This window comes from Nostoc sp. CCY 9925, assembly GCF_963920935.1.
Lineage (GTDB): Bacteria > Cyanobacteriota > Cyanobacteriia > Cyanobacteriales > Nostocaceae > Nostoc.
This window is the reverse complement of sequence record NZ_CAWUDO010000008.1, coordinates 90,048-109,611: the sequence shown is the minus strand read 5'-3', so window position 1 is coordinate 109,611 and position 19,564 is coordinate 90,048. Positions and strand designations below refer to the sequence as shown.

Annotated in this window: 15 protein-coding genes; 10 read left to right on the top strand and 5 right to left on the bottom strand. The window is 41.9% G+C overall.

Annotated features, from left to right (window positions below):
- Positions 1–46 precede the first annotated feature (46 nt).
- From ACM0OY_RS06830 to ACM0OY_RS06820, 3 genes are read left to right on the top strand one after another with little or no spacing between them, the layout of a single operon-like run.
- On the top strand, positions 47–820 hold the full coding sequence (locus ACM0OY_RS06830; protein ID WP_414568106.1) for a glycosyltransferase family 2 protein: 774 nt from the start codon (positions 47–49) through the stop codon (positions 818–820).
- Positions 817–1,410 (top strand): YdcF family protein, encoded by a 594-nt coding sequence (locus tag ACM0OY_RS06825; protein WP_414568105.1) that lies wholly within the window; start codon positions 817–819, stop codon positions 1,408–1,410. The genes ACM0OY_RS06830 and ACM0OY_RS06825 overlap by 4 nt, the downstream gene beginning before the upstream one ends.
- A gap of 4 nt (positions 1,411–1,414) precedes the next feature.
- Positions 1,415–1,954, top strand: coding sequence for a WcaF family extracellular polysaccharide biosynthesis acetyltransferase (locus ACM0OY_RS06820; RefSeq protein ID WP_414568104.1), 540 nt, complete (start codon positions 1,415–1,417; stop codon positions 1,952–1,954).
- A gap of 134 nt (positions 1,955–2,088) precedes the next feature.
- Here ACM0OY_RS06820 and ACM0OY_RS06815 read toward each other — a convergent pair whose 3' ends face one another.
- Positions 2,089–3,732: a hypothetical protein gene (locus ACM0OY_RS06815; protein ID WP_414568103.1), complete on the bottom strand. Its 1,644-nt coding sequence runs from the start codon at positions 3,730–3,732 to the stop codon at positions 2,089–2,091.
- A 1,130-nt stretch (positions 3,733–4,862) separates the two neighbouring features.
- On the opposite strand from ACM0OY_RS06815, the gene ACM0OY_RS06810 reads away from it, so the two are divergent.
- The 3 genes from ACM0OY_RS06810 to ACM0OY_RS06800 all read left to right on the top strand — a co-directional run bounded on the left by ACM0OY_RS06810 (position 4,863) and on the right by ACM0OY_RS06800 (position 10,009).
- The gene (locus ACM0OY_RS06810; RefSeq protein WP_414568102.1) at positions 4,863–7,427 is read left to right on the top strand and encodes a PAS domain S-box protein; all 2,565 of its coding nucleotides are present in this window, start codon (positions 4,863–4,865) and stop codon (positions 7,425–7,427) included.
- Positions 7,428–7,502: 75 nt separating this feature from the next.
- Complete coding sequence (locus ACM0OY_RS06805) at positions 7,503–9,374, top strand: ATP-binding protein (RefSeq protein ID WP_414568101.1); 1,872 nt, start codon at positions 7,503–7,505, stop codon at positions 9,372–9,374.
- Positions 9,375–9,553: 179 nt separating this feature from the next.
- Positions 9,554–10,009 (top strand): DUF2141 domain-containing protein, encoded by a 456-nt coding sequence (locus tag ACM0OY_RS06800; protein ID WP_414568100.1) that lies wholly within the window; start codon positions 9,554–9,556, stop codon positions 10,007–10,009.
- 291 nt (positions 10,010–10,300) lie between these two features.
- Here the strand turns inward: ACM0OY_RS06800 and ACM0OY_RS06795 are convergent, their stop codons facing one another.
- Positions 10,301–11,452, bottom strand: coding sequence for a peptidoglycan-binding protein (locus tag ACM0OY_RS06795; RefSeq protein WP_414568099.1), 1,152 nt, complete (start codon positions 11,450–11,452; stop codon positions 10,301–10,303).
- A gap of 35 nt (positions 11,453–11,487) precedes the next feature.
- Here ACM0OY_RS06795 and ACM0OY_RS06790 point away from each other — a divergent pair, with 35 nt between their 5' ends.
- Positions 11,488–11,721 (top strand): hypothetical protein, encoded by a 234-nt coding sequence (locus ACM0OY_RS06790; RefSeq protein ID WP_414568098.1) that lies wholly within the window; start codon positions 11,488–11,490, stop codon positions 11,719–11,721.
- Here the strand turns inward: ACM0OY_RS06790 and ACM0OY_RS06785 are convergent.
- Both ACM0OY_RS06785 and ACM0OY_RS06780 read right to left on the bottom strand, forming a co-directional pair.
- Complete coding sequence (locus ACM0OY_RS06785) at positions 11,711–12,751, bottom strand: DMT family transporter (RefSeq protein ID WP_414568097.1); 1,041 nt, start codon at positions 12,749–12,751, stop codon at positions 11,711–11,713. The genes ACM0OY_RS06790 and ACM0OY_RS06785 overlap by 11 nt on opposite strands.
- 988 nt (positions 12,752–13,739) lie before the next feature.
- Positions 13,740–15,392 (bottom strand): HD domain-containing protein, encoded by a 1,653-nt coding sequence (locus ACM0OY_RS06780; protein ID WP_414568096.1) that lies wholly within the window; start codon positions 15,390–15,392, stop codon positions 13,740–13,742.
- A 492-nt stretch (positions 15,393–15,884) separates the two neighbouring features.
- On the opposite strand from ACM0OY_RS06780, the gene ACM0OY_RS06775 reads away from it, so the two are divergent.
- Positions 15,885–16,772: a 4-hydroxybenzoate solanesyltransferase gene (locus ACM0OY_RS06775; protein WP_414568095.1), complete on the top strand. Its 888-nt coding sequence runs from the start codon at positions 15,885–15,887 to the stop codon at positions 16,770–16,772.
- A 102-nt stretch (positions 16,773–16,874) separates the two neighbouring features.
- Here ACM0OY_RS06775 and ACM0OY_RS06770 read toward each other — a convergent pair whose 3' ends face one another.
- Complete coding sequence (locus ACM0OY_RS06770) at positions 16,875–17,291, bottom strand: hypothetical protein (protein WP_414568094.1); 417 nt, start codon at positions 17,289–17,291, stop codon at positions 16,875–16,877.
- A 229-nt stretch (positions 17,292–17,520) separates the two neighbouring features.
- On the opposite strand from ACM0OY_RS06770, the gene ACM0OY_RS06765 reads away from it, so the two are divergent.
- Together ACM0OY_RS06765 and ACM0OY_RS06760 are read left to right on the top strand one after the other, a co-directional pair.
- Positions 17,521–18,087 (top strand): PadR family transcriptional regulator, encoded by a 567-nt coding sequence (locus tag ACM0OY_RS06765; RefSeq protein WP_414568093.1) that lies wholly within the window; start codon positions 17,521–17,523, stop codon positions 18,085–18,087.
- A gap of 18 nt (positions 18,088–18,105) precedes the next feature.
- Entirely contained in the window at positions 18,106–19,488 is a 1,383-nt protein-coding gene (locus ACM0OY_RS06760) for a carotenoid oxygenase family protein (protein WP_414568092.1), read from the top strand.
- Positions 19,489–19,564 lie beyond the last annotated feature (76 nt).

Genomic DNA, 19,564 nt, shown 5'->3' with positions numbered 1-19,564 from the left:
GAATCAATAAATTTAGTTTCCTGCAATTTTTGATGTATTTATATTTATGCTAGATAAAATCACCCCGCTAATTCTAACCTACAATGAAGCACCTAATATTCAGCGAACGCTAGAAAAACTAACTTGGGCAAATCAGATTGTTATTGTTGACAGCTATAGTTCTGATGAAACTTTAGACATCATTGCATCCTATCCTCAAGCTAAATTATTTCAAAGAAAATTTGATACTCACGCTACACAGTGGAATTACGGTTTATCTCAAATTAACTCCGAGTGGGTACTATCTCTAGACGCAGATTATATTGTTTCAGAGAAACTGACTGATGAAATCAAGGAATTACCTGAAGATTCACCGATAGATGGTTATTTTATTAGATTCAAATATTGTGTTTTCGGTAAACCTCTAAGGGGTACAATACTTCCTCCTCGACAGGTTCTTTTTAGAATCAATAAATCTATTTACATTGATGATGGTCATACCCAACTCTTACAAGTTAAAGGGAAATCAGCAATGTTATCTGGCTATATTTACCACGACGATCGCAAACCTTTTAGTCGTTGGTTATGGGCACAGGATCGCTACATGGTGATTGAAGTCAAGAAGCTATTGAATACTCCAATGAGCGAACTAAGTTGGGGCGATCGCATCCGCAAACAAAAACTTTTTGCTCCTTTCATTATTCTTTTCTACTGCCTGGTTTTCAAGGGTGGGATACTTGATGGCTGGCGCGGTTGGTACTATGCATTTGAGCGTGTATTGGCAGAAATTATGCTGGCAATTCGTTTGATTGAAGCCGAACAATTAAAAGAAAAAGCATGAGCAGAAAGTTTCATTGGCTAGGCAAAAAATATTTTATTTTAGCTTTAGCAAGTTCTTTCCTCTCCCTGCTGCTGATTATTCCTGTGCGTTTGGCCATAGCTTACCACCAAGCGCCTCAACCCCAAGCTATCCTGACTCTTGGGGCGTGGATAGATCGCGAACAGACAGCCGCCGAAATAGCCCGTTGGTATCCTGCTTTGGAAGTTTGGGTTTCCTCTGGTACTCCGCCTGAAATAGCGCGACCGATTTTTCAAGCTGCTGGCATTTCAGACAGTCGTCTTCACCTAGATTATCGTGCTGTTGATACCGTTACAAACTTTACTACAATTGTTCCTGAGTTTGAGCATAAAGGTATACAACATATTTACTTAATTACCTCAGATTTTCATATGGCTAGAGCTAGGGCGATCGCCACCATGATTCTTGGTAGCAAAGGTATCGCCTTTACACCAATTTCTGTACTATCAGATCCAGAACAATCAAAAAAAGAAACTATTTCTCCTATTATCCGGGATCTAGGACGCTCCATACTTTGGATTGTCACAGGTCGTACAGGAACCAGTCTTCAGTCTGTTATTGATTTACTCTAGTAGTATGCGTCTAGATTGTTACACAGTCGGTGATTATATTCCTGGCGCACCTTATTGGAAGCAACTTCTGTGGTACTTTTTAGGTTCACCCTTAGTACAAAGTCGCTTGCTTCCCATGTCAGGCTTAAAAGTTTTGCTTCTTCGTACTTTTGGAGCAAAAATTGGTCAAGGTGTCCGTATCAAGCCGGGAGTTCGCATCAAATTCCCTTGGCGATTGATAGTTAGCGATTATGTATGGATTGGAGAAGATACCTGGATTGATAACCTTGCTCTAGTCACCATTGAAAGTCATGTATGTCTATCTCAAGGCGTTTATCTGTGTACTGGTAATCACGATTGGAGCTATCCTGATTTTAAACTGGTTACTGCACCTATTTATATTCAAGAAAGTAGTTGGATTGCAGCCAAGGCAGTAATTGGCCCAGGAGTTACCGTTGGTCGGGGAGCAGTACTTACCTTAGGGGGAGTAGCTAGTAGTTCTTTAGAGCCGATGACAATTTATGCGGGTAATCCAGCTCAAGCCATAAAGCAACGGAAATTGTGAGTAGAGAGTGTTATGGATTGATATCTTCCCCCACTGCATTGGGTCTAAGAAGAGGCAAGGGTAAAAGACTTACTGCAACTTCCTCTGTACCCCTCATCTCCCCATCTGCCCACTCCCTACTCCCCATTTTGATATTAAGGAGACAAGAACTTAGTCGGGTTCATAGCATCAGAATCTATCAGAGTCTTTTGAACCAGACCATTTGCATATTTGACAACATACACAGAACCTGCTCTCCTCGCACGTAAAGTCAGAGTTCCGAGTTTACTATCAATTTTCACCTTCACGTCGCGATCGCTGCCGACATTCGCCCAAGCAGTAACTAGCCAACGGTCTTCGCCACTAATTTTGCGTGCCAACACACGAGCAGTCCGTATGGTCACAAGTCCCCATCTACTTTCTACTTGCTGTGTCTGACCTTCAGCAGGAAACTCCATTGCTGGCAATAGCTTAGTCCAACTTTGATAGGGATGCAGATTTGGTCCCGGCAAAAGGTCACCCTTACGCAAGTACTCTTCCAAATGTGAGAACAACGCATGAGCATGACCTTGTATTGTTAATTGCCTGATCAGTGTGGGAGTTGTCGCACCAATCGGCTTATTGTAGTTGAGTGCTTCCCATATTGGTCCACCGCATACGAAATACCCACCCACAGACCCGATGGCTCCTGCCGTGTAGTAAGTCTTCATCATACCCATAAAGGTATCTGGACTGGAGATTGGTTGACCTGTGTAACCTTCCCAACCCATACTTACCCAAGGATAAGTGAACTTCTGTCCCAGACTGATTGCCCCAGAAATATTATTCAACGCTTGTGTCAATGCGTCCCATGGCACGGCGCTATTGTACTCTATACCGGTCCAGCCAGAGTTGTGAAAATTATAATACATCTCTGGCGCTGTATAATCAGATACAATTGGTTTTTTATAAGAATCTATGAAATGTTCATATAGGAACATATACCATGACCATCCAGCCCAACGACCACGCTCAGTACCATATTGCTCCTGATACCATGAGTACGTCGATTTGGACTGCAAGTTACTCAATAACTTCTGTTTAAGCGCCCCTTCCTGTCGTGCTTTGTTGCGAGATATGTAGGCGAACCAGTCATTCAAACCAGAATTATTGAAGTCAGCTTTTACTTGAGGGTCTTGGCCGTATAACTGTGCAGGATCGTTGTCTAGAGGAACCCACAAACCAGTTTCACCTTGGTTCTGTATCAGCTTGATAGCCTGACCGGCAGTAATCTCTAATTGTCTTATAGATTTTCCGTAGTAGTCGCCGATGATTTGAAATGCCTCATTTGGTGCAGCTGGACTTACTATTGGTCGGCCACCGCTGAGAATGATCTTTCCACTTGTGTCACGTAACCACGTGTTCGGTGGGAGCTTGGGTAGCTCGGGGTAACGCCCATCGTAGTTATCATAAAATCTATACACTTCGCCTACCCCTGCGACCAGGTGGTAGCGACCAGGATTAGCTTGGGCAACTTCGGCCAAATTATCCTTCTGTACTGGTAGCCCATACCCCCAATAGTTAGCTAATTCAATGTAAGTATCTTTCGATAAACCACAATGCGCTTGGCCCAAGGGTAATAGAGTATTGCCTTTTTTAAATACGGGTCGAGGTGCGGCTTTGAGATGATCTAATGGAGTCGATTGTGAAGTGAGCGTTTGAGCATATATTGGAGTGTTAACGGCCATAGCCAGAGTCATGGCAAAGCTAAGCGCTGAACAAATGTTCGAGCGCATCGAACCTAGATGAAGTTTTTTCATTAAGTCTCCTTAGCACCACACAGGGAACAACACAATTACTGTATGGCAATATGTTTGTACAAGAATAGTTAGGCGAATTTACTACTATAAAGAGTAATAAGATTCACCAACTTTTCTATAAGCGAGTACAGTTTATTAATATTTGGTAAAAATAGTCAAGGGTAGTTTCTTTGACTACATATCTCCAATAAAATCAAAACTACTCTGTGACTAGGTTAGGACGTTTGATTTTTTTTTCTTATTAGCCAAATTTAGCCAAATTTCTGCCAATATCCATGCAGTTATTACTCTAACAAGCTTTATTTTCTAACCAGCTAGGTAAAACTAAAGATAGCTTCAGTATATCTACTGCCTCACCTACTGCTAGTAACGCAAGTTGTTAGTTTAGTGTCTAGAAATTGTATCCCATAGATACAAAAATCTATATTTTAAGTACTGCGAAATACCAATTAATTCAATTTTGTACTTAAAATAAGGTAGTTATTGAGAAATAGCAATTTGTTTTTATCCGCCTCTAAATATCATTAAAGTAACCAAAGGAATTTATCGTTAATACTTTATTTATAATACTATTTAACTTTTTATTTATATAGTTATAAAATAGATATATCTATGAATCAGCTTTAATTTTTGAAGTTGTTATGTAGCTAGGGAGTAGGGAATAGCAAATCAGCATTTTGAATTTGAAAGCGAATTTTTTAAGCCATCAAATAAAATTGATATGGGATTAGCTAATGCTTTATTACTATTAATAATGCAATATTTTCAGTTAAATTTTAGAAGTACTTGCTTGGGCTTTTTATAAAATTAAATTGTTATAAATCAGTATCGTCTTGATACTCAATTAGATTCAAATAGTATTAGTGTAGAGTTATAAAAGCTAACTGAAGACGAGGGCTGTGTCAAAAAAGTGTTGCTAATCACTAATTGTCACTAACTTGTTCGCGACATCCTCGCTCTAACAAATGGTTCACCCGATTGGGTGAATGCGATCGCTTGCTCACGAACTACTCTGGGAGAAGGTACAGTTTTGATTCTGCAAGCATCATCGCTAACAGAATCAAAACTGCTCTGTTGGCTATTCTGGCTTTTGATTATACATCAATAACTTGTTTATAAAGGGTCAAAGAGTGGATGAAACTGTTGTAAAGTCTCCTTATACACCAAACTGTCAGCAAGAGGTTATTAACCTGCTATCAAAAATTGCTGTTAATTTCCCAGGAATGATTTTCCAAGTTCTGCAACGGCAGGATGCTTCTGTTTGTGTACTTTATATAAGTTCTGGTTGTGAAAATTTGTATGAAATAGAACCAGAAGTTATACAAGCAGACTTTCGCGTGTTACGCAAACTGATTCATCCACACGATATAAAAGCCTTTACAGAATCCATAGCTGTTTGTCGCGCTACTTTTACACCTTGGCATTGGCAAGGTCGCATCATCACGCCTAGTGGCAAACTAAAGTGGATTGAAGGTACTTCTAGTCCAGAACCACAAAAAAAAGGCGATTTGCTCTGGAATGGCTTAGTCATGGATATTACAGAGCAAAAACAAGCCCAAGAAAAATTGCAAGATAGTGAAGCGCGGTATAAAGCAATTTTGTCTGCTATTCCCGATTTGATGTTTCGCATTAGCCGCGATGGCGAATATCTCGATTTGAAAAGTGAGGGGGCAAATGTCACACTAGATCGCGAAGAAATAGTGGGAAAAAATTTGCAGGAATTATTGCCGAGTGATGTTGCTGCCATTAGCCAAGAAGCGATCGCTAAAACTTTAGACTCTGGAAATTTGCAAACTTGCGAATATCAGCTAACAACGCCTTTGGGAATCAGAGATTATGAAGCGCGGTTGGTAGTGAGTGGTCAAGACGAAATATTAGCAATCGTTCGAGACATCACAGAACGCAAACAAGCAGAAATCGCTCTGCAAAATTTTGCCCAAAAATTTGCTAAAGCTTTTAGTTGCAGCCCCGATTCAATTACCATTAGTACCCTCAAAGAAGGACGCTTCATAGAAGTTAATGACACTTTTGTCAAACTTTCAGGTTATGAGCGAGATGAAGCAATTGGGAAAACTTCTTTAGGTTTAAATCTTTGGGTGAATGCAGGCGATCGCCTGAAGATAATACAGGAATTACAAGCTACAGGAGTTATCCGCAATTTAGAATTAGAATTTCGGCAAAAATCTGGGAAAATCATTACAGTATTGGTTTCAGCTGAAGTCATTGATTTGGATAGTATTCCTTGCTTACTAGCAGTTCATCACGACATCACAGAACGCAAGCAAGTAGAAGCCAAATTACGCCTAGCAGCACAACGCGATCGCTTGTTGGCAGAAACCCTAGTGCGAATTCGGTCTTCGTTGAACTTAGATGAAATTCTCCAGACCACAGTAACGGAAGTCAGGCAATTTCTGCAAGCAGATCGGGTCTTCATTGGTCTCTATAATGCCAATTTAGGAATCAGAACTCTTGCTGAATCAGTAGATCCCAAATATCCCTCAGTTTCTGGTTGGTCTACTAATGATGAAGCTTATATACAAGAATTAAGAAACTTATTAAAAGATAATGTCGTGCGTGCTGTTGAAGATATAACGCAAATAGAAATATCTTCCAAAGTAACAACTCACTGTCAAAAATTTCAAACTAGGGCTAGTTTAGCTGTACCAATTATGCTAAATGAGGAATTATTTGGTGCGCTAATTGCCAATCAATGCTCAGCACCGCGTCATTGGCAGCCAATAGAAATTGATTTGCTACAACAAATGTCAGAACAAGTAGCGATCGCCATTCACCAAAGCCGGATTTATCAAGAACTAGCAGAACTCAACATTAATTTAGAACACCAAGTACGAGAACGTACAGCACAATTGCAGCAGAAAATCCAAGAAGTTGAAGAATTACATCGCGTCAAAGATGTAGTTTTACACACAGTTGCCCATGATTTACAAACTTCTGTCATGGGTAACTTAATGGTGTTAAAGAATTTGTTAAATCAAGGAGTGGGGGATAAGCGGGGGAGCGGGGAGCAGGAAGCAGGGAGCAAGGGAGAGTTTTCCCCTCTGCCCCCTGCTCCCCGCCCTTCTGCCTCTTCACATTCCCCAATCCCTGTACCACGCTCAATTATGGAGCGGATGATTCAAGGTAACGATCGCCAACTGACGATGATTAACTCATTGTTAGAAATTAATTCTTGTGAAAAACAGGGTCTTGAAATTAAACCCGAACTTGTGCAGTTTAGTACCTTACTGGGAGGTATCTTCGCTCAGTTGGAACCGATACTGACACAAAACCAAGCGACTCTCAAAAACTTGCTTCACGCAGATTTACCATTAGTAATGGCAGATGCAACTCGGTTGCAGAAAGTTGTGGCGCATTTAGTAACACATAGCTTGCGAAATAATCCACCAGGATTAAAATTTACCCTAAGTGCTAGCGTGGAAGCTGGTATGATTCGCACTCAGATTCAAGATAACGGCGTAGGAATGAGTAAATTAGAGTGCGATCGCCTTTTTGATCTGCATGTCCGCGATCCCCAAGATTGTTGTTCCACAAGCATTGGCTTAAAAATGTATCTTTGTCGGCAAGTTATTAAGGCACATGGCGGCGAAATTGGTGTGATTAATAACCGCAAGCGGGGGTTAACTTTTTGGTTTACATTGCCTTTAGCAACTCCATCGGCAACAAATCGCCCATAAATTACCAAAAAATGGGAGAGGAAATACTAACTAATTATATGCTAAGTATTACTAAAGAATGCTAAGCAATGCCAGATGGCTACCCCATTTACAACAGTGCAAAGCTGGTGGAGAAAAACCTTTTCTGCACCAAAAACAGATGAAATAACTATTTTTTACCAAGCTTGGCGCAACAAATTTTTGTGGCAGAGACTACGCTTATGGTTGTGGCTGGCGCTGATTTGTCTGTTGTCTTTTACTTTGCGAGACATTTATGGCTTGTTTTTTCCTTTCCAAGAGTTCAAGAAGCTGCCAGAATTACTTCAACCAAGAAGCCTTGTAATTAATTTTGCAATGCTCATAAATATACTTGTCTGCTTTGCCTTACATAAAACTCAATTCGGTCGCCGTCGCCCAGATTTATTATTTTTGGGTTCTTCTTGGTCAATTAGTTTAGCATCACAGTTGTTTGCAACCCTCAGAGGTTTCGCGCTACCCGATAGCATCGGTTGGTCGCTGTTGTTCTTGAGTCAAGCTATATTAATGCCAGTCTGCTGGACTCTTCACTTGTTGTCTCAAGCAGCTGTGCTGATTTACTATTTTGGTGTAAATACGATACTTGGACTCAAAACACCAATTCCAGAACACCCAGAAATATATAATGTAACGTTTATTTTATATATTTTTTGGTTTTGTGCCATATCTGATATAGGTGTTTATCTTTACGATCGCTTGCAACGTTCTGAGTTTTTCACCCGTCAAGAACTTGAATCTGCCTACCAAAAACTCAAACTTGCAGAAGCGAAATATCGCACCATTTTTGAAAATGCCATTGAAGGTATTTTTCAAAGCACTCCCGATGGACGTTACATAACTGCAAACCCAGCTTTAGCACGTATTTATGGCTACTCGTTAGCAGAAGAAGTGACCGCAAATTTCACAGATATAGAACACCAATTGTATGTCGATCCCAGCCGCAGAGCAGAATTTGTGCGCTTGATGGAAAAGTATGGCAGGGTTTCCGAATTCGAGTCCCAAATTTATCGCCGAGATGGTAGTATCGTCTGGATTTCCGAAAAAGCTTATGCAGTCCGTGACGAACAGGGAAAGTTGCTATACTACGAAGGTTTAATTGAAGACATTACACAGCGTAAACAAACTGAAGAAGAACTACGAGTGTTTTTTCATGCAGTTTCCCACGACTTACGCAACCCAGTGTTGGGTAGTTTGATGGTGCTGAAGAATTTGTTAAATCAGGAAGTGGGGGACAAATGGGGGAGGGGGGAGCAGGGAGCAGGGAGCAAGAGAGAGTTTTCCCCTCTGCCCCATGCTCCCCGCCCCTCTGCCTCTTTGCATTCCCTAATCCCTGTGCCACGCTCAATTTTAGAGCGGATGATTCAAAGTAGCGATCGCCAACTTAACTTAATTAATTCGTTGATGTCAGCCCATGTTAGCGAAGTACAAGGTATTATTTTACAGCGCCAAGCAGTGCAATTACTGACGAGTGTCGAAGCAGCGATCGCAGATTTAGAACCATTACTGGTAGAGAATCAAGCAACTCTGACAAATTTGGTAACCGCAGATTTGCCATTAGTGAATGGCGATCCGACTCAACTATGGCGAGTTTTTTCTAATTTAATTGTCAATGCTCTCAAACACAATCCGCCTGGATTGCTTTTGACAATTAACGCTACTCCTGAGGATGACAAAATTTATTGTACCGTTAGCGATAACGGCGTGGGTATCAGTCAAAAACAAAGCGATCGGCTTTTTGAGCTTTACTTTCGGGGCACTAACATCCGCAATTCTGTAGGTTTGGGATTGGGGTTATATCTGTGCAAGCAAATCATCAATGCTCATGGCGGCGAAATTGGTATTAATTCCAGTCCCCAAACAGGCGCGACTTTCTGGTTTACATTACCTATAGCAAAATTTAGAAGTCAGAATTCAGAAGTAAAATACGCTTAATATTTGGCTTTGAGACTTAGATTGTGTACCTCACCCAGTTAAAATATGGTGTATTATTTAAAGTCCAAATAAACACTTATAATAATTAAGACTGTCATTGTTTATTGGTCATTAGTTTTAGATAAAAGAAAAATGACAAATGACAAATGACGAATGACAAATAACAAAGGAAAAATTTTATGGTGAGAGGATTGAGAGTTAGTATGCTGCTGTTGGCAGTCTTGGGAAATTTGGCATGGTCATTCACTGCCAAAGCAGAATATAACGGTAAACTCACTGTGGAAATTGATGGATTAAAGAATAAAGAAGGACAAGTTTGTGCGAGTATATTCGCTAGTAGTCAAGGATTTCCTAATCAACGCGATCGCGTTTTACAAAGCCAGTGTATCAAGATTAATGATACTCCTTTGCTGCTTACCTTTGAGAACTTAAAAGCAGGTAATTATGCCGTTGCTATCATGCACGATCAAAATAATGACCGTACTCTCAATAGTAATATTCTTGGTATTCCCATCGAAGGTTTTGGATTTTCCAGCAACCCGGAAGTTAAAACAAGAGCGCCTAAATTTGGCGAAGCAGCATTTTTAGTAGCAGGCCCAAACACTAAAATTCAAGTCAAGTTGAAATATTTTTAGAGGATGTTTTAAAAGTAGTGGTTGAGGTATCGAAAACTTTAGATGCCTCCTACCCCTCTTGTTAAAAAATAGGACTTTGAGAAGGTTATTCTCTCCTTTTTAAGCTACCACGTACATACAAGTTTGTTAGATTTGTTGCCTAACGTAGGGTAAATTAATTTTTACGGTTTGATGCATAATATTATGTCCGCCTAATCACTTATCAAAAAAACTCTCCGTGTCCCCGCGTCCCCGCGTCCCCGCCTCAGTCTAAATGATAAGTATTCAACCGGACGTGATATTAATTACGAATTACAAATTACTGTGTGAATCTTCTGCTATATTGTGTTGTTCCGGCAAGGCACGTATTCTATTCATCTGACTTAAAGCGTATCGTGCTGTTGCTTGCACTTCGGCATCTGGGTCTTCTAGCGCATGACATAGTATCTGACTCATTTGACTCATCATGTCATAAACACGGGTCAAGTCACGGATTGCATTTTGCCGCACTTGTGGATTTTCATCTTGCATGGACATTGCCAAAGCACGGTTCATTGGTTTGAGTGTGCGGGCGCCAATTTCCGCTAAAGCTGCCAAAATTAAACTGCTTTCTTGAGAATCAGCATCAATCATCAGGTCAACCATTGGCTGAATTGCCCGAGAATCTCCCTGCTGACCCAAATCCCAAATTGCCTTGCGCCGCTTCGTCGGGTCAGAACTGCGTAAATCTTGAATTAATTCGTCAACGATATTGAGTTTAACAAGACGAGTAGTTTTTTCTGGTAGCAGCAATTGTGTAGTCGGTGGTAGCTTAGCTCTCTGTAAACTAGTTACATTCTCTGATGAAGGTGCTGCAATGGGGTCTTTTTTCACTTGACTCAAACTTTTAGTATTTGATATTTCTGACTTTTGCACTTGTTTGACCTGACGAAACCACTTCAGCAGGAAAAGAAATGCCCCAATACTTCCTAGAACACCAACGGCAAGTATTAACCACCACAGAAAACCTTTGTCGGTTGGCTGGGGTTTTGTAATTGGCTTGGGAGTCGCAGCACTAGAGGTAACAATTGGAGAGTTAACAATTGGAGAACTAAACAACTGAGTTTTGGCTGCTAAGGCTGCTTGTAGTTTTCTCCTTGTTTCTAAACCAACGATGCCATCTACTTTTAAACCTTTGACTTTTTGGAATTTAGCTACAGAGATTTCGGTAGTAACACTATACTTTCCATCTACTGCGCCACTGTAGTATCCTAATTTCTTTAATTGGATTTGTAGTCTCTGTACATCTGACCCTTGGCTACCGGGTCTTAAACTAGCTGGACTAGCAGTAACCCTCGAATTAGCTTGTGCAAGTTCTAAAACTTTAGGTACTGGGTTAGATGTAGCTGTGCTTGGGCTATTTGCATAAAAACCCAGGCAAGAAAAACAGGTAAATACCAGGATTGAGGAACGGCATAGCCTCATATTGCAAGTTTTAGTCTGAACGTGCTTTTGAAGTCATGGATATTACAATACCTTCAAGACGCCCAAATGTTAAGTATTATTTGTTATTTGTTATAGGGGATGGGGCATTGGAAGGTGTGGGAGGTGTGGGAGGTGTGGGAGGTGTGGGAGGTGTGGGAGGTGTGGGAGGATGGGGAAGAAATCTCTCTCCCCACACTCCCCACACTCCCCCATCCCCCCTCTCTCCCCACACTCCCCACACTCCCCACACTCCACTCCCTAATCTCTAGTCCCCACGGGATTAAATTTTTTAGCAGATGATTCTAAAACTGGTTGCTGTATGTTGGCTTGGTCGCCGATATTAATCGTGTTATTGTGCCCTGCTAAGGTATCACGTTGGTTAATTAGGTAGATGCTGATTAAAGTTAGGAAAACACCTAGCCATTGTAACGGGCTGAGGACTTCTGAGAGGAAAAGGTTACCAAATAGTAAGGCAAAGATGGGTGTAAGAAAGGTGAGGGAACTCAGGCTGGTAAGACTACCACTGGAGGCAAAGTAGAAGAATAATCCGTAGGCGATCGCACTGCCGAATACGGTAGCATAACCCAAGGCCGCTAAATCAGATGCTCCTAAATTCTGCCATTGTTGAGATTCGACGATTGATGAAAATCCCCACAGTGGCAATCCTCCCAAAATCATATGCCAGCCTGTAGCGGTTACTGGGTCAGTATGTCGGCACACAAATCGAATCAATACTGTTCCTACTGCCATTGATAGGGCTGCTAGCAACATCAACCACTCGCCACTAGCAAACAAATCTTGCCAATTACCAAGTGTAATATTTGCACCTGAGTCAAGAAGATGGAAAATCCACTCGTCTGGTAAGCCAATTAAACTAATACCTGTGACTCCCAAGGCTAACCCCAGCCATCCCCAAAAACCAATGCGTTCCTGGAATAACCACAACGACAGCAAGGCCACAGCCAAGGGTTGGGAGTCAATCATCACAGACCCTAACCCAGCACTGGTTCTGACTAATCCCTCTGCCAAAAATCCTTGAAAAAGTGTTCCATCTACCAAGGCAAATAAGGCAATCCATAGCCATGCAGCCCAAGTTTTCGGCTGGGGTCTACCCATAAATGCTGCTGCTATCAAAATTAACACCCCAGCTGGCAACAGACGCACACCCGCCATGAATAAAGGTGTAGTGTGGGGTATCACTCCCTTCATTGCTACCATTGCTGTCCCCCATAGGAAAAAGGGGGCAACTAACAAAATAGGAGCGAATGTAAGTCGGAATGCACTGAGTTTCAGTTGCATGGGTTTGCAGGCGCCTTTATTTAACAAGCGTAAAAATTGCTTTACCCAATTTTACCGAATTATGTCGTTTTGTGAAGCAAAAATACTTAGGGAACAGGCAACAGGCTTAAAACTCTTCTGAGGCAGATGTCTAACAATCAGTTGATGTCCTAATCTCACTGGCTACTGCTATTTTTGTAGCTTAAAATACCCGATGCTAGTTGCTGGATGGCTTGATTTTAAGTGCTTCTAAAGATAAAAAATACGAAATTGGTAAATTAATGAATACTTAACCCATAAAGCGAAAGGTTAACAAAATAAGACTTTGTTGGATCTCAACTTTTGAAAACAGCTATTTACAGAAGAAACCCACAACCAAACATAAAAAAGGTTTCTTCCCCTACTCTCTAGTTTCCATTTTCAAGCTAGTCAATCACGATAAAATTCCACAACCAAGGCATGAAAATATTTCTTTCCCAGTTATCAGTCAACAGTCAACCCTATTTTTATGCTACAGATGAAATTTTATGTTTTATGGTTAGGTTTATTCTCTTAACCAACCAGTGCAGCGTAAACAAGAGCTGGAAAAAATGACTTTTATAAGTAATCTCACGAAAGTGATTGCTAATCAATAACTTAGTTATATGAGTTGTGCTTTCTTAAATATAGAACAACTAATACGCTTAAATTTGAATATTGTTAACTGGAGAATACTGAGAAATTTATACGCATATAAGAATGAGGATACCTCGGTTTCTCAAGCCTAGATACCCCCTTGCAACATAACCTAACAGTAACTAAACTGTTAACTACATTTTAATAGCTAATTTTGGTTATTTAAATACTTCTTAAGGAGATTTATATATTCTTTCTTAAGTAGGATGAAATGTAATGGAATCTTAAAGATGTATGCCTGAATTCAAATTAATAGGCATTAACGCACAGCTGTACGCTTATGCTGGATTGTACAGGTGCATGAACGCTTTGTAATGCACCTGCTTACTACTTTCTAGGAGAAATGAGCAACAGTAGGCTTTTCTAAATTGGCTACTAATTTCACGCGAAATTCTTCTTCAAAGACTCCTTTTTTGTAATCTAAACTCCAGAGTTCTAAGGCACAATCATCATCAAATTGAGATGGGAAAATCAACAGATTGACTTGCCGAAACTGTGGATAATACTCACATTGTACTTGAGCGATCGCCCCAATTTGGCGTCTATCTAATGCCACAGCTAATCTTAGTATGGCACTCAATTGACTGACTATTTGTCGCTGATATTTAGTCAGCAAACCCTGGTAATTTTCATGTTTTTTCTTGGGCGGCGATTTACGATGATAACGGGCTAAATTGGCAATGATTTCAATCTCCGTTTCTGTGTAACCGAGTAATTCCCCATTGCGAATTAGATAGTAGGAGTGCTTGTGGTGAGAGGAATGGCTGACATAATGACCGCAATTGTGTAGTATTGCAGCTGCCCAGAGTAATTGTCGCTCGTCGGCTCCCCAATGGTGTAGGGTACCTTGCATTTGGTCAAATAAACTCTGGGCGAATTTAGCGACGCGATCGCTATGTTCTAAATTAATGTGGTACTTATTAGCAAGCTTTAGAACATTCCGTTCCCGAACTGAACTTTGATAGCGCAGTTTATCTTCAATTAAACCGTGAGAAAGCATCCAGTCTACAATTACGCCTTCCCTTAGAGAACGTTCGCAGACTGTCACCGACTCAATACCCAAAACGGTCATCGCTTCCTGTAAAATTACGGCTCCCGCAAGTATTACTTCTGACCGCCTTTCCGACATTCCAGGTATAGTAGCCCTTTCTGCATTACTCAGTTTCCGCAACCGATTTACCAACTCCCGTAAGTCTTTGAGACTGAATTGGTAGCCATTGAGAGTAGAGGGAATACCACCAGACTTTTCCCGTGCATGAATCATCGCCAGGGTTTCAATGGTGCCAGCCGTACCCACCAAACGTACAGATTCTCCGAACTCCAGATTGGCTAGTACTTCTTCTACAGAACGTTCCAACATTCCACGTGCGTAAGCTTGGAGATATTGAAACTCAGCGCTGCTAATGGGATCGGTGGTAATTAACTCGCTAGTGAGTCGCACTGCACCGACTTTGGTACTAGTGAGAGTACGGGCTTGGTGACTGTCCCCCAAAACTAATTCTGTGGAACCGCCACCAATATCAATAATGATGTGGGGCTGGTTGTGGAATTCCATGCCCGACAGTACACCAAGGTAGATTCGTCGTGCTTCTTCTTGACCAGAAATCAAGTCAACGCTTAAACCCAACTCCGCTTCTATAGCGTGCAAAAAATCTTTACCATTGGGGGCTTCGCGCACAGCACTAGTCGCCACAGCAATGATTGTTTCAGCATTCATCGTTTTGGCAACTTCTTGGAAGCGTCCTAAAGCAGCGATCGCTTTTGTAATTATCTCTGGTTTGAGTTCTCCTGTTGCAAGATTGCGATCGCCTAATCTGACGGTTTCCTTTTCTCTGGCAATAATGCTGAAAGCTGGTAGTGTGGGATCGATTCTTACCACTACCATGTGTAGAGAATTTGTCCCCAAGTCAATGGCAGCAATAATCCGGTGTTGGTCAACTGGTTGAGTTGGAATACTCTCCCAGCTAGCCGAAACTAAATTCTGCATCTAGTTTTCTCTCTCTATTAAGAAGTGATGGCAAACGGTGGTATGTCGGGGTAGCTAGCACTAAGATTTATTACAAAACACTTGCTTCAATTCAGTGCTGAGTTTCGAGTTCCGAGTTTTCAGTAAAGAAGTAAGATTGCTTACTCAGCACTTAGTACTGGACATTCAGTACTCAGCACTGGATACTCAGTTTGGTCGAGATTAACTGAGCTTAAGTATATTCAGCCTACTGGTTACAACTTCAGTGACTACTTAAAGGACTTTAAAGTTGCCACTTGCAGTTATGTTTTTACAAATAACAAATAACGTTATTCTATAGATGTAAAGATGTGTGAATTAAAGACTGGGGACTAGGGATTGGGGACTAGGTACTGGGAATTTACAGACTAGAGACTGGAGACTAGGGACTAGGGAAGAAAATTAAAAATACTACTTTCCAATACCCAATCCCCAATACCCAGTACCCAATCCCCAATACCCACTCCCCATGCTATGTTAACGACACCAGAACGCGACGAGAAGCCAGTTTGGCTTGTGATTATCCGCCTTTTGCGCTGGCATAAACCTGAAGGACGATTAATATTGATGATTCCTGCCCTGTGGGCTGTATTTTTGGCAGCTGCGGGGAAACCGCCTTTACCTCTGGTTGGCGTGATAGTATTAGGTACTCTAGCCACAAGTGCGGCTGGGTGTGTTGTCAATGATTTGTGGGATAAAGATATCGATCCAGAAGTGGAGAGAACACGCGATCGCCCCCTTGCTTCTCGTGCTTTGTCTGTGAAAGTTGGGATTGTCGTCGCTATAGTGGCGCTAGCTTGTGCAGCAGTTCTGGCTTTTTATCTTAATCCTTTGAGTTTCTGGTTATCTGTGGCAGCAGTGCCGGTAATTCTACTTTATCCAGGGGCAAAGCGGGTGTTTCCTGTTCCCCAACTAGTGCTTTCCATCGCTTGGGGTTTTGCGGTTTTGATTAGCTGGAGTGCGGTAACCCAAACTATCTCCCAACCAACTTGGCTACTTTGGGGCGCAACTGTATTCTGGACATTGGGATTTGATACAGTTTATGCCATGAGCGACAAAGAAGACGATCGCCGCATTGGTATTAATTCTAGCGCTCTATTTTTTGGCGATCGTGCCCCTATGGCTATTGGAATTTTCTTTGCTGGCACAATCTTGTTATTAGCTTGGTTAGGCGTAGTCATCAATCTTCACCTACCTTTCTGGATTAGCCTTGCACTGGCTACTATCGGCTGGATCTGGCAATCTCTCCGATTAAGAGAGCAAAACTTACCTAACCGTGCTTATGCTGAGATGTTCAGACAAAACGTGTGGATTGGTTTTATCTTACTTGCTGGGATGATCGTTGGCTCTTTATATTCATAAAAAAACTGACGCAAGTATACTTAGTTACTCATGCTGTTGACCCTTCGACTTCGCTCAGGGTCAACAGCCAATACGAAAAAATATGCTGCGCCCGACAGCCGATCATTCAACATCAGACATCAAAAGCTTTGAGATCTCCGCATGTGCCAACACAGCAGCAGGTTCGCTCTGGAGGGCGTTATAATACTTTCTTTCAAAGGTATTACCTGTCTCTAAAGGCACAATTAAAGTGCGGACATCGGCAATCAACTTTTGCAAATCATCCAGGGCTATTGGTTCATCTGCTGTCAGCATTTCATCAATGTGCACAACAATCTCAGAAATCCGATGTAGCCAAGCAAATTGTTCGTGACCGATGACAAGTTGCAGAAGTTCTGTACTTGAGACCCGTCCACTAACCTGTTCGTAGGCGATGCGTTCTGTCTCTAGCAACATCTTGTGAAGGTACAATAATTTATTTCGCAAATCACGCAGATATTGATGTTGACGGATTCTTTGTAGAAGTGTGTTAGAAGTCAATTTTACCCATCCTCTCGTTACGATAGTCTTTAATAGCTACTTAATTTTTGCTTTGGTATTTATCAACTAAAGTTCATGTATCGATTTTCTTACTAGGACGCACTATAGTTAACATATCTTTTTATAGCGGTCGTCTCTTATATTTGATTAATCATATATTAGCATAAAGTTATAGCAAGTATATAGATAGGGCTATCGAGTAAACAGTAATTATGGAAAAACCGTTTTCATGTCGCTAGCACATGTAATTCTCGGTCTTCTTCAGCAGCAAGCAATGACGGGCTATGACCTGAAAACAAGCTGCTTTGACCAATGCATTGGCCATTTGTGGCCAGCAGACCAGGCACAAATTTATAGAACCCTGGAAAAGCTAGTTGAGCAAGGCTGTATTACCTGTACGATTGAGATTCAGCACGATCGCCCCAACCGCAAAGTCTACAGCATAACTGCATCAGGGAAAGCTGAATTAGTTCGATGGCTTGGTACTCACCAACCGTTACCGATTGTACGCGAACCATTGCTGGTGCAGTTGCACTTTGCAGATCGATTGCCTAATGAAATCATTATTCATCTACTAGAGCAGCAATTAGCGGCTCGAAACGAAAAGCTTGTCAAATGTGAAAATATCGATTTGCCAGTACTGGGTGATGAGTCTGCTAGCCGTGAGGAGGTAATGCAAAGGCTAGTGCTGGAGTTGGTAATCCGTAGAGAACAGACTTATATTGATTGGTTGAACACAGCAATCAAAGTCATTAGTCAGCAAGAACCACATTCATCAGAATACCAAATTTTGTAACTATCATCAATTGAAAGAATGACAACAATAGCAGTTAATCCGTATCTCGATCGCAATTTTGCCCCAGTCCGCGAAGAAATTACCGCTGACAAATTGTCAGTTATTGGTGAACTACCTCCTGACTTATCCGGAATATTTCTCCGGAATGGTCCTAACCCTCAGTGGCCGCCCATCGGTGAATATCACTGGTTTGATGGAGATGGGATGTTGCATGGTATAGAAATTAGCAACGGTGTTGCAACTTATCGTAACCGCTACGTCCAGACAAGAGGATGGAAAAAGGAGCGAGAAGCGGGTAAGGCTATCTGGACTGGGTTGTTAGAACCACCACAAATGGATAATCCCCACGGTCCCGGTAAAAATACAGCCAACACCGCCTTAGTGTGGCACGCTGGTCAAATGTTGGCGCTGAATGAAGGTGGTAGTCCCCACGCCATCAAGCTTCCGGAATTAGAAACCATTGGCGAGTACACCTACGATGGGAAGCTGGTTTCTGCCTTCACAGCTCATCCCAAGGTAGATCCGGTGACTGGCGAAATGATTTTCTTTGGCTACTCTCTATATGCGCCACCGTACCTACAATATAGTGTGGTTTCAGCACAAGGCGAGCTGTTATGGACAGTGCCAATTGACCTGCCAATAGGCGTGATGATGCACGACTTCGCCATCACTGAAAACTACACCATTTTTATGGATTTACCGATGACTTTTAGCCCCCAAAGAGCGCAACGGGGAGAACCTGTAATGATGTTTGAACGCGATCGCCCCAGTCGCTTCGGCATTGTACCACGTCATGGTAATAACAGTAATATCCGCTGGTTTGAAAGTCCCTCTTGCTACGTCTTCCATACTCTCAACGCCTACGAAGAGGGAGACGAAGTAGTGCTGATTGCTTCTCGGATGAGTTCTACTACCGTCTTGATTGTTGATGATTCCCAACCCGACCCAGAAGCAAACATTCCTCGCCTGTATCGCTGGCGATTTAACCTCAGCACCGGGACAGTGCGCGAAGAAATGTTAGATGATGTAGCTTCAGAATTTCCCCGCGTCAACGAAAATTTCTTGGGGCGATCGACCCGATATGGCTACACTAACAAAATGGCTAACAGTCCCCTACCTTTATTTGAAGGTATCATCAAATACGACCTCAGCAGTGGAAAGTCCCAAATCCATGAATACGGAAAAGGACGCTACGGCGGTGAAGCTGTGTTTGCGCCGCGTCCGGGTGCAACGGCTGAAGATGATGGTTGGCTTGTGACTTTCGTCCACGATGAAAGTTCTGATACTTCAGAATTGGTAGTGGTGAATGCTAAAGATGTAACTGCTGAACCTGTAGCGCGGGTGATAATTCCCCAGCGCGTACCTTATGGGTTTCATGGTATCTGGGTTCCACAGGAATAGGCGTTTATTCTTGAGGCAGGCTGTTATTGACCAAATAATTACTAATTGGTAATCGGCTACGCTAACGAGATGATGA